The 13,741-nt window shown below is 63.8% G+C and carries 11 protein-coding genes and 1 pseudogene; 8 read left to right on the forward strand and 4 right to left on the reverse strand.

The features are described 5' to 3' along the window. Nucleotides 1-90: 90 nt before the first annotated feature. The 5 genes and pseudogenes from IE116_RS20845 to IE116_RS20865 all read left to right on the forward strand — a co-directional run. Complete coding sequence (locus IE116_RS20845) at nt 91-1,098, forward strand: TRAP transporter substrate-binding protein (protein ID WP_189615163.1); 1,008 nt, start codon at nt 91-93, stop codon at nt 1,096-1,098. 64 nt (nt 1,099-1,162) lie between these two features. Continuing rightward, complete coding sequence (locus IE116_RS20850) at nt 1,163-2,131, forward strand: Bug family tripartite tricarboxylate transporter substrate binding protein (RefSeq protein ID WP_189615164.1); 969 nt, start codon at nt 1,163-1,165, stop codon at nt 2,129-2,131. Between the two features lie 21 nt (nt 2,132-2,152). Beyond that, on the forward strand, nt 2,153-3,112 hold the full coding sequence (locus tag IE116_RS20855) for a D-2-hydroxyacid dehydrogenase family protein (protein WP_189615165.1): 960 nt from the start codon (nt 2,153-2,155) through the stop codon (nt 3,110-3,112). A 179-nt stretch (nt 3,113-3,291) separates the two neighbouring features. Then, nucleotides 3,292-3,720: a DUF2231 domain-containing protein gene (locus IE116_RS20860; protein WP_189615166.1), complete on the forward strand. Its 429-nt coding sequence runs from the start codon at nt 3,292-3,294 to the stop codon at nt 3,718-3,720. 2 nt (nt 3,721-3,722) lie between these two features. Then, nucleotides 3,723-5,009 (forward strand): annotated as a pseudogene (locus tag IE116_RS20865) (PQQ-dependent sugar dehydrogenase); the annotation flags it as partial. Between the two features lie 297 nt (nt 5,010-5,306). On the opposite strand, the gene IE116_RS20870 reads toward IE116_RS20865, so the two are convergent. Next, entirely contained in the window at nt 5,307-7,454 is a 2,148-nt protein-coding gene (locus IE116_RS20870) for a sensor domain-containing protein (protein WP_189615167.1), read from the reverse strand. A gap of 621 nt (nt 7,455-8,075) precedes the next feature. Here IE116_RS20870 and IE116_RS20875 point away from each other — a divergent pair. Together IE116_RS20875 and IE116_RS20880 are read left to right on the forward strand one after the other, a co-directional pair. Then, a complete protein-coding gene (locus IE116_RS20875; protein ID WP_189615168.1) occupies nt 8,076-8,957 on the forward strand; it encodes a hypothetical protein in 882 nt (293 codons plus the stop codon). A 242-nt stretch (nt 8,958-9,199) separates the two neighbouring features. Further along, nucleotides 9,200-9,595, forward strand: coding sequence for a hypothetical protein (locus IE116_RS20880; RefSeq protein WP_189615169.1), 396 nt, complete (start codon nt 9,200-9,202; stop codon nt 9,593-9,595). A 26-nt stretch (nt 9,596-9,621) separates the two neighbouring features. Here IE116_RS20880 and IE116_RS20885 read toward each other — a convergent pair whose 3' ends face one another. Next, nucleotides 9,622-10,329, reverse strand: a complete 708-nt coding sequence (locus IE116_RS20885; RefSeq protein WP_189615170.1) for a glutathione S-transferase family protein — start codon at nt 10,327-10,329, stop codon at nt 9,622-9,624. Between the two features lie 320 nt (nt 10,330-10,649). Here IE116_RS20885 and IE116_RS20890 point away from each other — a divergent pair, with 320 nt between their 5' ends. Continuing rightward, a complete protein-coding gene (locus IE116_RS20890; protein WP_189615171.1) occupies nt 10,650-11,471 on the forward strand; it encodes a YihY/virulence factor BrkB family protein in 822 nt (273 codons plus the stop codon). Nucleotides 11,472-11,501: 30 nt separating this feature from the next. Here IE116_RS20890 and IE116_RS20895 read toward each other — a convergent pair whose 3' ends face one another. Together IE116_RS20895 and IE116_RS20900 are read right to left on the reverse strand one after the other, a co-directional pair. Beyond that, nucleotides 11,502-12,935, reverse strand: a complete 1,434-nt coding sequence (locus IE116_RS20895) for an NAD-dependent succinate-semialdehyde dehydrogenase (RefSeq protein WP_189615172.1) — start codon at nt 12,933-12,935, stop codon at nt 11,502-11,504. 28 nt (nt 12,936-12,963) lie between these two features. Beyond that, a complete protein-coding gene (locus tag IE116_RS20900) occupies nt 12,964-13,722 on the reverse strand; it encodes an SDR family NAD(P)-dependent oxidoreductase (protein ID WP_189615173.1) in 759 nt (252 codons plus the stop codon). Nucleotides 13,723-13,741 lie beyond the last annotated feature (19 nt).

Consider the following 13,741-nt stretch of genomic DNA (forward strand, 5'->3'; position numbering starts at 1 on the left):
GATGTTCCTTCATCACATTTTTCGGGATTGCCGTACATGTCCGACACACCAAGCAGCCACACGCCGCCGTCTTCAACCAAGGCGCAAGACGTGACCTTGAAAATCCAGGCCGTCTGGAGCGAGGACTCGGTGCTGCACGAGTTCGCCCTGGACTACGTCAACATCGTCAACACGATCGGTGCAGGGCGGGTCCGTCTGGAAATGCTGCCGCGCGGGGCCGTGGTCAGCCGCGGCGGCGATTTGTATGGCGCGGTGGCGTCGGGCGCGCTGGATGCGGCCCATGGCGTGGCGTCCAACCAGTATGGCAAGGACAAGGCGTATGCCCTGTTCACCACGCCGCCTTCATTTGGCTGGAACTCGACGCAGATGCTGGGCTGGATGCGTCACGGCGGCGGTCAGGCGCTGTATGACGAACTGGTTCAGAAGATCCACGGACACAATATTTCCGGGTATCTGGTCGGGCCGATGCCGACGCAACCGTTGGGCTGGTTCAAGAAACCCATCCATTCTCCGGAAGACTTGAAAGGGTTGAGGTTCCGGACCGGTGGACTTTCCGCTGATGTCTGCCGCGTGATGGGAATGGAGCCCGTGCTGATTCCCGGAAACGAAACTGCGGAAGCCTTGGCGAGCGGTCGTGTCGATGCCGCTGAATATCTGAATCCGACCATTGACCGTCAAGTCGGTCTGGCCAAGGCGGCGCCTCTATATATCGTCCAGGGGTACCACCAGGTGTGTGAGTGCTTTGAGATCATCTTCAACAAGTCGCGACTGGATGCGCTTGGCGATGAGGTGAAGCGCATTCTGGAGATCGCAGGGGACGCTGCGTCATCGTCCATGGCGTACAAGCAAATGGTCTATTACCCCCGGGATCTGGAACAACTGAAGGTGGTCGACAAGATCACAGTGATGCAGGCGCCGGAAAGCGTACTGGACGCTCAATTGGCGGCATGGGCCATCGTGATTGAAGACCTGTCCGCTGACCCGTTTTTCAAAAAGGTGATCGACAGCCAACGTGCCTGGACAAAAACGGTGGTGGGGTTTGATCTGGTCTGGGACGCGCCGCGCGAGCGTGCCTTTGACTTCTTCAACAATCCCTAAGATTCCCTGCCTTCATTGGCATTTGCGGTCCTGATATTTCAAACGATAAGAAAAGGAGACGGTCATGTTGTTGAGGACACTGTTGTTGAATCTGGTTGCCGTCACCGCCTTGAGCCCCAGCGTCGTCAGCGCCCAGGCGCGCTCGGAGCCGATACGGTTGGTGGTTGGATTTGCGCCTGGCGGTCCGACCGATGCGGTGGCTCGCATTGCGGCGGAAATCCTGACCGCAAAGTTGGGCGCGTCGGTACTAGTGGAAAATCGGCCCGGCGCCAGCGGTGCGATTGCGGCAAGTGCCGTGTCCAACGCCAAGCCCGATGGCAATACGCTGCTGGTCAACGTCGTGGCGGACATCGTCAACCCGGTGATCGCGCGTGAAAAAGACAACGTCATCACCAAACGATTCATGCCCGTGGTGCTCCTGGCCGAGTCCCCGAACGTGCTGGTGGTGCACCCCTCGGTCAAGGGAAACACTGCCAAGGAATTCATCGCAATCGGACGGACCAGCGCCAAGGACACGTTCAGCTACGGGTCCGCGGGTCTGGGCACCGTCAGCCATTTATCGGGTGTGCTGTTCGCCGATGCAACGGGGATACCGATGCTCCACGTCCCTTACAAGGGGACGGGCCCCGCGCAGGTTGACCTGCTCGCCGGCCGGATTCCACTGATGTTCGACAACCTGATCAACGGACTGGCGAACGCAAAGGCCGGCAGCGTCAGGGCGCTGGCTGTCACCTCGACAAAACGCTGGCCAGGCGCGCCCGATTTGCCCACGCTGGCAGAAGCGGGCCTGCCCGACACTGACCTGGTGTCCGTGTTCGGGCTGGTCGCACCGTTAGGTACGCCCAAGGCGGCGGTGGACCGCATCGCTTCCGCATTGCTGGAAGGTATGACCGCGCCTGACATCCGCAACCGGCTCAATCAGATCGGCGCCGAGCCTGGTACCCTGAATGCGCAGGCCTACGGGGCCTACCTTGACACGCAGACGCAGCGCTGGGAAAAGCTGGTCGCGGCCGGCAAGTTCGACTTGAAATGACCTTACCGTCGGGAGACACGCGTGAAGATTGCCGTTCTGGATGACTACCACGGTGTCGCCGGCGCCTATGCCGACTGGAAAACGCTGGGCGACGATGCCAAGGTCACGACCTTCCCGCATTACCTGCCGGAAGGCCTGGAACGCGACGCAGCCTTGAAGCCATTCGACGTCATCATTGCCATGCGTGAGCGCACGCCGTTTCCGGCGTCCCAGATCGCCGCGCTTCCCAACCTCAAGCTGCTGGTCACGACGGGGTTGAAAAACAATGCCATCGACGTGCCGGCTTGCGTGGCGCAGGGCATTGCTGTGTGCGGCGCGCCTGGCAGCCCCGACGCCAACTTTGCCACTTCAGAGCTTGCGTGGACCTTGCTATTGGCACTGTTCAAGAACCTGCCGTATGAGAACGAATCGATGCGGCAGGGCCAGTGGCAAACGCGCATGCCTGTGCCCCTCGCTGGCAAGCGTCTTGGCGTGGTGGGACTGGGCAGGCTCGGCGCGGCCATGGCGCGAGTGGGCCTCGCCTTCGGGATGGATGTCGTGGCGTGGAGTCCCAACCTGACCGATGACAAGGCAGCCGAAGCCGGCGTCAAACGGGTAGAGAAACACGAGCTCTTTGCCACGTCGGACGCGATCAGTCTGCATCTGGTCTTGAGCGCACGGTCGCGTCACGTGGTGGACGCGGCCGCCATTGACGCCATGAAGCCGGGCGCGTTCCTGGTCAACACGTCTCGCGCGGGTCTGGTGGACAGCGACGCGTTGATGCGCGCCTTGATGGCGCACAAGATAGGCGGTGCCGGGCTGGATGTGTTTGACCAGGAACCGCTGCCTGCAGACCATCCGATCCGCACGCTCGACAACGTCGTGCTGACCCCGCACCTCGGATACGTCAGCGAAGACAATTTTCGTGCGTTCTACCAGAACGCACTGGCTGCCGTGCAGGCGTGGAAAGCCGGTAAGCCGATCAATGTGTTGAGTAAATAAGCAGAAAAGACGTCACGCCGCAGGCTGGCCTTGTGCGAGCCGCGGCAGCCCGCATACGCATGTGCTGACAGGGTTTGGACCTTGCAGCATGCCCGCAGGCGATGCGCCGGTACGCAACTTGCTGCATGCCCCTCCACAGATAGCACCCCCGCTAGACATCGCTACCAAGGAGGCAGTCAGTGGCCCACGTCATCGAACACCGCTACCACGTCACCCTACAACCGTTGCACGCCGTCTTTCTGGCAGGCACGGTGCCCTTGTTTCTGGGCGCCTTGCTCAGCGACGCCGCCTATGCCAAAACCTTCCACATCCAGTGGAGCAACTTCGCGTCCTGGCTGATTGCGGGCGCGCTGGTATTTGCGGGCATCGCACTTGTTTTTGCGCTGGTTGATCTTTTCCGGCCTTACCAACGGGCACGGGGCAGTGTGCCGTACTTCGTGGTCTTGCTGGCCACCTGGATACTCGGGTTCATCAACGCACTCTGGCACGCTCGGGATGCCTGGGCGATGATGCCTTTGGGGCTGATCCTGTCGATCGTCGTGACTCTGCTCGCTTGCCTGGCCTGCTGGCTGGGTTTCCGTACACCACGCGTCATGGGGCCGCTATGACTATGAAATACGCAAGCTCGATCGCCATCGTTACGTTGACCGCTCTGCTGGGCGCATGCGGCGATAAACCTGAACCGGTCCAGGTAGGGGCGGATCCGCAACTGCCCGAGCCCTCGCGTGGGCTGTTGCCGGACATGGTGATTGCCACGCCGGCGCCGTGGGGGGACAAGATCCCTGTGGTGCCGCAGGGCTATACCGTGACCGCCATTGCCACTGACCTGAAGATTCCACGGCAGACCCTGGTCTTGCCCAACGGGGACATTCTGGTGGCCGAAGGGCGCGGCGGCGCGGCGCCCGACCTGAAGCCGAAAGATGTGATTGCCGCGGTGATCAAGTCCAAGGGCACCAGCTCGGTCAAGGGCGGCAATCGCCTGAGCCTGCTGCGCGATGCCGATGGCGACGGCAAGTATGAAACGTCTACGGTCTTTGCTGAAAACCTGAATGCGCCGTATGGCCTGGCTTTGGTCGACAACATCTTGTATGTCGCCAACCAGGATGCCCTGGTGCGGTTCGACTACAAGGAAGGCCAGACGCAGGCCAGCGGCCCACCTCAGCTGGTTACCTTGCTGCCGTCGGATATCAACCACCACTGGACCAAGTCGCTGGCGGCGAGTGCAGACGGCCAGTATCTGTATGTCGGTATCGGATCGAACAGCAACATTACCGAACGCGGCATGACGGCGGAAGTCGATCGCGCCATGGTGTGGCGGGTCAACGCGCGCACGGGTGAGCACATGGCGTATGCCACGGGCCTTCGCAACCCGACGGCGCTGACCATCCAGCCCGAGACGGGGCAGTTGTGGGCCGTCGTGAACGAACGGGATGAAATCGGTCCCAACCTGGTTCCGGATTACCTGACGTCGGTGCGAGAAGGCGCCTTCTACGGCTGGCCGTACAGCTATTGGGGGCAGAATGCCGATGACCGTGTCCGGCCCCAGAACCCCGACAAGGTCGCGGCGGCAGTCAAGCCGGACTATGCGCTCGGCTCGCATGTGGCGGCGCTGGGTGTCGATTTCTCGACCACTGCAATGGGGACCCAGTTCGCCAATGGGGTGTTCGTGGGTGAACATGGCAGCTGGAACCGCAAGGATCCGGTCGGCTACAAGGTCGTGTTCGTGCCCTTCAACCAGGGACGGCCGACAGGGCAACCGGTGGACTTCGTGACCGGTTTCCGGGATGACGACGGGACGACCCGGGGCCGTCCGGTAGGCGTGACGGTGGATCCGCGCGGCGCGCTGATCGTGGCGGACGATCTGGCCAACACGATCTGGCGCGTGGCGCCGGTGCAGTCGGCGTCTGCGCCGCAGGCCGTGCCACCGGCGGCGGCGCCCGCTGCTTCCCCGGTGACGCCGGCGGAGCCTGCAGCAGGCGCCCAACCGGCCGCGCCAGCTGATCCAGCGCCGGCCGCGCCAGCAGCGCCGGCTGACCCAGCGCCAACGGTTCCGCCCGCATCGCCCGCGCCAGCGGATCCGGCTCCGGCTGCTCCGCCAACTCTGTCGCCGAGCTGATCGGCGCAGGCGCCTGCTAAAAAGCCGCTGACTCATCGTGAGTCAGCGGCTTTTTTTCGCCCGTCGTATCTCGATGCGTTAAATCGGCGCGGGCTTGTGCAAGGCAAACCCCTGGGCATAATCAATATGCAGCGATTTGAGCAGCGGGATCAACGCCTCGGATTCCACCGATTCGGCAATGGTCCGCATATTCATCGTCTGCGCGACCTTGATCACGGCTTCGACAATGATGGCGCTGGCCGGCTGATCCAGGATGGCCTTGACGAACTCGCCGTCGATCTTGACGTAATGCACCGGCAGGTGCCGCAGGTACGTAAAGGAAGCCATGCCTCTGCCGAAGTCGTCGAGCGCGAACTGAAAGCCCATCGCGATCAGCCGTTGCATGGCGTCGGCAGTGCGTTTCACGTTCGACAATGCGGCCGTCTCGGTCACCTCGAAGCAGATGCGGCTTGACGTGACCAGCGGATAGGTTTCCAAGGACGCTTCAACAAAGGCCAGAAACCCGGGCGCGCTCAGGGTGATGCCCGAGAGGTTGATGAAGTAGCAGGGCGGCTCGCCAGCCAGTAAGGACTGGGCCTGGATATGGGCGAACGTCTTGCGGACAATGTGCCGATCGAACTCCTCGATCAGGCCAAACCGTTCGGCGGCGGGTATGAACGCGCCCGGCAGCACCACGGTTCCGTCCAGATCCTGTATCCGCGCCAGTACTTCGCAGAACACCTCGGGCTTATCCCTGCCGGCGTGGAACGGGACGATCCGCTGGGCATAGAGCAGCACGCGGTCTTCCCGCATGGCGTCTTTCAGGCGGGTCACGCTGTCCATGTCCTGCTGTTGCTGCCTGACCTCTTCATCGCTGGGCAAGCTCACCTGCACACGATTGCGCCCCTTTTCCTTTGCCAGGAAGCAGGCGGCGTCGGCCTGGGCCAGGGCGGACTCGAACGACAGGCCGTCCGGCTCCCCGGCAAAGGCGACGCCCACGCTCAGGGTGATGCCGTAACGCCGGTCCTGCCACATGAAGTCGATGTTCTCGATGGCGGCGCACAGGCGGTTCGCGAGCTCCAAGGCGTCGTCGGGTCCGCAATTGGGCCGGACCAGCACGAATTCATCGCCGCCAAACCGGGCAAGAAGATCGTCGTCCGCGCAGGCAGTCGTCAGCAGGTTGGCCACCTGGATCAGCAGGCTGTTGCCGGCGGCATGCCCCCGGCGGTCGTTGATGATCTTGAAATGGTCGATGTCCATGTACAGCAGCGCATGGGGGCCGGGGCCTGCAATGTGCTGGGTGCGCTCGGTGAATTCCCGCCGATTGATGAGGCCGGTCAGCGAGTCGTGGGCCGCCTGATAGGCGATTTCCTGGCCTAGTTCGTAGGCTTCGGTGACGTCATTGCCTTGCACGAAGATGCCGGTCACGGCGTGCGTGGCGTCAAGGATGGGCTGGTAGATCAGATCGATGAAATGCTGTTCGAACTCGCCGCCGGCTTCGCGTTGCAGCTTGATCGGCATGGCGCGGCCGACAAAGGGCGTTCCGGTCGTATACACGCGGTCGAGTTTGGCCAGGAAACCCTGTTCGATGACTTCCGGCATGACCTTGGCGAGCGGCTGGCCGATGATGGTGCGGTGACCGGCCAACTGGTAATACGCATCGTTGGCCAGCTCAAGGACATGGTTCGGACCTTGCAGGACGCAGATGAACCCCGGCGCCTGCTTGAACAGCTGCTGCAGGCGCTGGATCTCGCTCTGAAGAATGTTCTGGATGTTGCGGGTCCAGCGCTGCGTGGTGGCCTGCTGGCCGGCGATCAGGGCCACGTCCAGCGAGCCGGAATCCTGGTGATCATTCCGGACCAGTTCAGTGACGTCAGCTGCGCAGTGCAGGATCCCGCGCAGGACCGAATCGCCATCGAACACCGGGGTGTTGGACACCGTCCAGTAGCGCTCTTCGTGCACGCCCTTGGCGGCGATCGAATACTGGATCTGCGAGATGTGATGCGGCTTTCCGCTGTCCATGACGCGCTGGTAGGAGTCGCGCATGATCTCGGACTGCTGATCGTCGGATCCAGGAAAGATGTCGAAGATCTGCCGGCCAAGCATGGCGGCGCGATCCTTGTGCACGGCGTGTTCGTACGCACTGTTGCAGGCCAGCACTGTCAGGTTGCAGTCGAGGAGCAGCGCCGGGCACGGGGCATCTTCGAACGCAACCTTGAAACCTTCTCGGGTGATAGCCGTAAGCAATGTGTCTCCTCCTGTCTGGCAGCAAAATAGGATGGCAACCGCCAAACGGGTTGCATCTGTGCGCCGCAATGCATCGGTCGCGACTGGCGTCCATATGCGGCTGCACACGCAGGAGTTTAGGTGCTGCCGGCGTTTTGTGATGCCGGGACGGCATGAAGCCGTCAAATGCGGTGTGGAACTGGTGTTGGAATGACACAGTGCAGGCCTGACAACCCGCGGTTGCCGTGCCCCCCAGGGTTTGACCGGCCTTGTCGCATGCACTTACACTCCGGCCATGATCGGCCTTCGCACCCCCATATCCATTGCCCGCGCTGCCTCGTCCTCGAGCGCCGTGCAGGCGACCGTGCGCGTCGATATCCCCCCTTGTTCTGCATGCATCCGGGTCCGATATTCGGGCGCAGTTTCCTGAGCCCGGCGATACCTCCCCCCTTTATCTGATTTGCGCATTGTTTTCATCGCCGGGCCAACAGCTCAGCGCGACTGACGCCGCTCGTACCGTTCGGGCGCGTCGATCATGGAAACACCAATGCCGTCACATTTTCCGTACGGGCTTCTGCCACGTCCGCTGGCTAGGTTCGCCAGCAATGCCCCGCGCTTGCCTTTCTTGCGGAGGGCCGCGTCATGACCGACCTGGCGCTTGCCGACATTACACGCAACTTCATCAAGACCAAGGAGCCGTGTGCCGCCGGCTACCGGTGGTTCCTGCGGCGGCAGGAGTTCGGCAGCAGCTACCAGGCCCTGCTCGATGACCTGGTCCGCGACGGACGGGTGGACGACGCGTGCTGGTTGCTCGATCAGCTGGGGCCTACCAGCGATGTCTTGCGGCTTTCCGGACTGGATACCGAGGCCTTGGTGTTTGCGGGCCAGGTGGAATGCACGGGCAGCGTCGACGTCGGCACCGTATTGCGCACCGGGCGGGGCCTGACGGCACGCGGCGGTGTGTTTGCCGGCGAGCGCCTGCAGGCGGGAGACAGCCTGCTGGTGGCAGGGGCCGTCCAGTGTGGCGGGGCGATCCAGGTGGGCGCGGACATGCGCATCGAATGGGGCGTGGACGCCACGGGCACCGTGGTGTGCGAAGGCAATGTGCGGACGGGGTGGGGCTTCGCGTCAGGCGCGGAAGCGCGTATCGGCGGCGAAGCGATGATTGGCCAGGACATGCACGTGGCCGGCGACCTGGTCTGCGGGCAGGGGGTCAAGGTGGGCGGCGACCTGCACGCGCAAGGGCAGGTCCAGGTTGGCCGCGGCATCCACGCGGGTGGGTCGGTCCGCGCCACGCGTCACATAGGTGCCGGGTGGGGCATCCGCGCCGGGGGCGACATTGTGTCGGGCGGTGCGATCCGGGCGGGGGAAAGCCTGCTGGCAACGGGCATGATCGAGGCGGGCGCCGGCTATGGCGTGTTTGCAGGAGTCGATGTCTGCATGGACAGCTGGGAAGACAGCGCCCGCGTGACGGCACAGTGCAAGCCTGAGCGTTTGCTGAGCGGCTGGTGGCATGCGCCATGAGCGCAGCCCGGGTGTGCGATGTTCGCCCCTTCGGCATGCCGCGAGCTATCGGCGGATCGGGATCGCCGGCGCGCTGTTGCCGAGACGGGTCGACAGCATGTCGCGCCTGTCCGGCCGGCTTGGCTGCAGCCGCGCTGAGGCCTCTCGATAGGTGTTTTTGCAACGCCGCGACACCGTGTGAGTTTGCGTGAGCCTCTTCGCGGGCGGCGTGAGTATTCTTCGCTCGATCAGAAGGGAAGACCATGCAAATTGAGTATCGTGGCCACTGGGTCGAGGTGGTCGAGCTGCAGCGCGAGGCGCTTGGCTGGACCGCACTGGCAACGGGCGGGCCGAAAGGGACGCCTGCTTCGTTCGACGTCATGACGCCGCAAACGTACGAGACCGAGCTGGAAGCGTTCGTGGCCGTGGTACGGGTGGCCAAGCGCCGGATCGCGCAACTGCTTTCGTCGTCTGCAGGCAATTACTACGTGCCGCTGTCGCGGCGCGATTATGCGCACAAGCTGCGGGCCATCAGCGCCAGTCACACCGCGCCGCGTGCGCCTGCGCCCGCCATTTCCGAACCGCTGATCGATGTGTTTCCGGGGTTTGCGGCGTGCCCGCAGGCGGTACGGTACTTTGCCGACGTCAGGAAGTACTGACGCCGACGGCAACAGCGACGCCTGCCTCAGCCCGCTGCGGGCGGGAAGTTCGACGGGAACAGCGACCGCCGCGTTTCTTCGTCATTCACCTTCTTGAACTCGATGTCCTTGCCGACCGCGCGAGCGCGCGTTGCGGCATCGCGGGCGTTGATGGTCTCGAACAATCGCTTGACGTTGGGGTAGGCCGACAGGGGATCGTCGACGCCTTTGAAGACGCGCGTGGCGCGGTCGATCCAGCCCCAGGCCGACATGTCGGCGATGGTGTATTCATTGCCGACGATGTAGTCGCGGCCTTCCAGGTGGTCGTTCAGCACCTGGTAGTGGCGTTCCACTTCGCGGCGATAGCGGTTGGTGGCGTAGGGGCTTTCGTTTTCCGCCACGTATTGGAAGTGCACGGCCTGGCCCGAGAAGGGACCCAATCCCGACGAAATGAAGAACAGCCAGGACAGCAGCTCGGGCTTGTCTGCCGGCGACCCCAGGAAGCGGCCCGTCTTTTCGGCCAGGTACACCAGGATGGCGCTGGAATCGAACACGCGCGTGTCCGAACCGGCCGGACCTTCCGTGTCCACGATGGCAGGCACCTTGCCGTTTGGATTGATGGCGCGAAATTCCGGCAAGTGCTGCTGGCCCTTGCTGGTGTCGACCGGAATGACTTCATACGGCAGGCCGGCTTCTTCAAGGAAGAGGGCGACTTTGGCGGGATTGGGCGTCGGGTGGAAGTAGAAGCGGATCACAGGGCGTCCTTGGTGGCTTCGCGTTGGAGGGGTCGCGGGAAAGTTAGACCGCTACCGTAGGCGAGGACGGGGTGAATGCACTACAGGGTTTACGCGAGGTAGTGCGGATGGTTGGTCACTGGGAGCATCCCTCACCCATACAAATCCTTCTTCATTGCCTCGTCATAGTGCGCGTTGACTTGTTCGATCTGCGCCGGCTTCAAAAGTGTCGCTCGGACCCCGCGGTAAGCGACTGGTCATTGTCACTCTTCCTGCCAGTCCGGCCGCCACCCCGTGCTACGGTGGAGCCCCGGCCCACCCCACACTTTCCGCTCGCCACCGTGAAACTCCTTTCGTCCGTCCTCGGCTTCTGCAAGAAGATCAATCAGCACGATCTGTTCAACGGCGCCGCCGTGCTGGGGTTCTACCTGACCCTGGCGATCTTCCCGGCCATCATCCTGATCATGGCCTTGCTGCCCTATCTGCCAGTGCACGATGTGGACCGGGCCATCATGGACCTGCTGGGCCAGGCGCTGCCGCCCGAATCGGCCGCCATGTTCCAGGACGTGGTCAAGGACGTGACTGAGCAACCGCGCGGCGGCCTGCTGTCTTTCGGGATCGGCGCCAGCCTGTGGGCGACGTCCACCGGCATGTACGCGATCATGCAGCAGCTCAACACCATCTACGGGGTGCCCGAAGGGCGGGGCGTGTTCGGAGGCCGCTGGGTGGCGATTTGCCTGAGCATGCTGTTCGTCGTGCTGGTGATCCTGGCGTTTTCGCTGGTGGTGCTGGGCGGGCTGCTGCAGGACTGGCTGGGCGAACGCCTTGGCATGTCCGGCCTCTGGATGGTCGTGTTCGGCACGCTGCGGTGGGTCATCATCCTGTCGGGCCTGGTGCTTGGCTTTGCCCTGATCTACTACCTGGCGCCCAACCGCAAGCAGCAGTTCGTGCTGATCACGTCCGGCAATCTGGCCGCTGCCGGCCTGCTGGTGGTGTCGTCGCTGCTGTTCGCCCGCTATGTGCAGACCTTCTGGGACTACAGCGCCACGTACGGCAGCATCGGCGCGGTGATCGTGCTGATGCTGTGGCTGTACATGGCGGGGTTTTCGATGCTGATCGGGGCGGAATTGAATGCATGGCGGCACGCCGGGACGTCGGCCTGAACACCGCGCCGCGCCTGCCGCGCCGCATCTCTACATCTGGCTGACGAACTTGGTGGTCAGGTAGCTTTCCAGCGACTCGCTGCCGCCTTCCGACCCGTAGCCCGAGTCCTTGACCCCGCCAAAGGGCGTCTCTTCTACCGAGATGTTGTAGGTGTTGATGCCCACCATGCCGGATTCGAGTTGCTCGCCCAAGGCGATCGCGCGGCCGTTGTCTGCCGTGAACGCATAGGCGGCCAGGCCGACAGGCAGGCGGTTGGCCTCGGCAATCGCCTCGGCCGGATCATCAAACGCGTTGGCGATGATCACCGGGCCGAAGGGTTCTTCGTTCATGATCCGGGCCGACAGCGGCACGTCCGCCAGTATCGTGGGCTGCCAGTAAAAGCCCGGGGAAGGGCCCCGGCGTCCACCCGTGACCAGCCGGGCGCCGTGCCCGACGGCGTCGTCGATCAGCGCTTCCATCGTGGCCATTCTGCGGGGGTTGGCCATCGGGCCCATGCCCGTATTGGCGTCAAGACCATTGCCGAGCGTGAGCCGCTCGACCGACCCCGCCAGCGTCGAAATGAATGCGGCATGCAACGATCGGTGCACGTAGAAGCGGGTGGGCGAGATGCAGGACTGTCCGCTGTTGCCGAATTTGCGCATGGACTGGGCCGCGACCGACGCCACGTCGGCATCCCCGAAAACCAGCACGGGGGCATGGCCGCCCAGTTCCATGGACGTCGGCTTCGGGCCCAGGGCGGCCAGTGCGGCGATCTGCCGGCCGACCGCCGTCGACCCGGTAAACGATACCTTGCGGATGATCGGCGACCGGATCAGGTGCGACGACACGTCGGCCGGCACGCCGAACACGATGTTGAGCACCCCCGGCGGCAGACCGGCATCGATCAGGCAACGCATGATTTCGATCGCGCTGCCTGGCGTTTCTTCGGCGGGCTTCAGCACGCACGAGCAGCCGGCCGCCAGCGCGCCGCCGATCTTGCGAACCGGGGTCAACACCGGAAAATTCCATGGCGTGAACGCGGCCACGGGGCCCACGGGCTCGCGCACCACGATCTGGCGATGGCCCGGAATCCGCGACGGGATGACGCGGCCATAGGCGCGCCGGCCTTCTTCGGCGTACCAGTCCAGGGTATCGGCCGAAAACAGCACCTCGCGCTTCGATTCCATCAGGGGCTTGCCTTCCTCGCGCGTCATGACGTACGCCATGGCATCCGCCCGCTCGCGCATCAGCGATGCGGCCTTGTGCAGGATGGCGGCGCGGTCTGGCGCCGGGGTCTTGCTCCAGCCGCGAAAGGCGCCCTGCGCCGCATGCAGCGCGCGGTCGAGGTCGGCGGCGTTGGCCAGGGGCAATGCGGCCAGCGGTGCTTCGGTTGCCGGGTCGGTCACCTGGAACACGTCGCGGTCGTTGCCGGCCAGCCACTCGCCGCCAATGTGCAGCGCCAGGTCAGGGTAGGAATGCGTCATCTCGGAATCCTTGGTCGGTCGAACGCGGTCAGTGCAGGACGATGCCGCCATCGACGGTCAGGGTCTGGCCGCTGATGAAGTCGCTGTCGGACGACGCCAGGAACAGCAGGGCGCCGACCAGGTCTTCGGGCATCTGGTCGCGTTGCACGCAGCGCGCACGGTGTTGCGCGGCGATCGTGGCGGTCAGCACGGCGCGGTTGGCTTCGACGTTCTCGCTCATGGTCAGGCCGGGAGCAATCGCATTGACGTTGATGCCCGTGCCGGCCAGTTCGCGCGCCAGGCATCGGGTAAAGGCTTCGACGGCGCCCTTGGACGCGACGTAGTGCGTCAGGTCGGGCACGCCGGTCGCTACCGTGGTCGACGAAATCGTGATGATCTTGCCACCGCCCGCGGCCATCATTTCCTTGACGGCGGCCTTGGCGCAGAAGAACACGCCGCGCGCATTGACGGCCATGACCTTGTCCCAGTCTTCCTGTTCCAGGTCCAGGATGCGAGCGCGCTTGAGCTGGCTGTAGATGCCGGCGTTGGCCACCATGATATCGATACGGCCAAAGTCGGACATGGCCTGCCGGACCATGGCCTGGCACGCTTCCCAGCTCGACACGTCGCCCCGGATGCCCGTGGCCTGGCCCCCGGCGGCACGGATCTGCTCCACGACAGCACCCGGATCGGCAATGTCGGACACCACGACGCTTGCCCCTTCCGCTGCCAGGGCGCGGGCGTAGTACGCGCCAATGCCTACCGCGGCGCCTGTGACGACCGCGACCTTACCGTTCAACCTGCCCATGCGTGCCTCTCTGCGTTTG

The organism is Pigmentiphaga litoralis (genome assembly GCF_014651835.1).
In the GTDB taxonomy this organism is placed as follows: Bacteria; Pseudomonadota; Gammaproteobacteria; order Burkholderiales; family Burkholderiaceae_B; genus Pigmentiphaga; species Pigmentiphaga litoralis.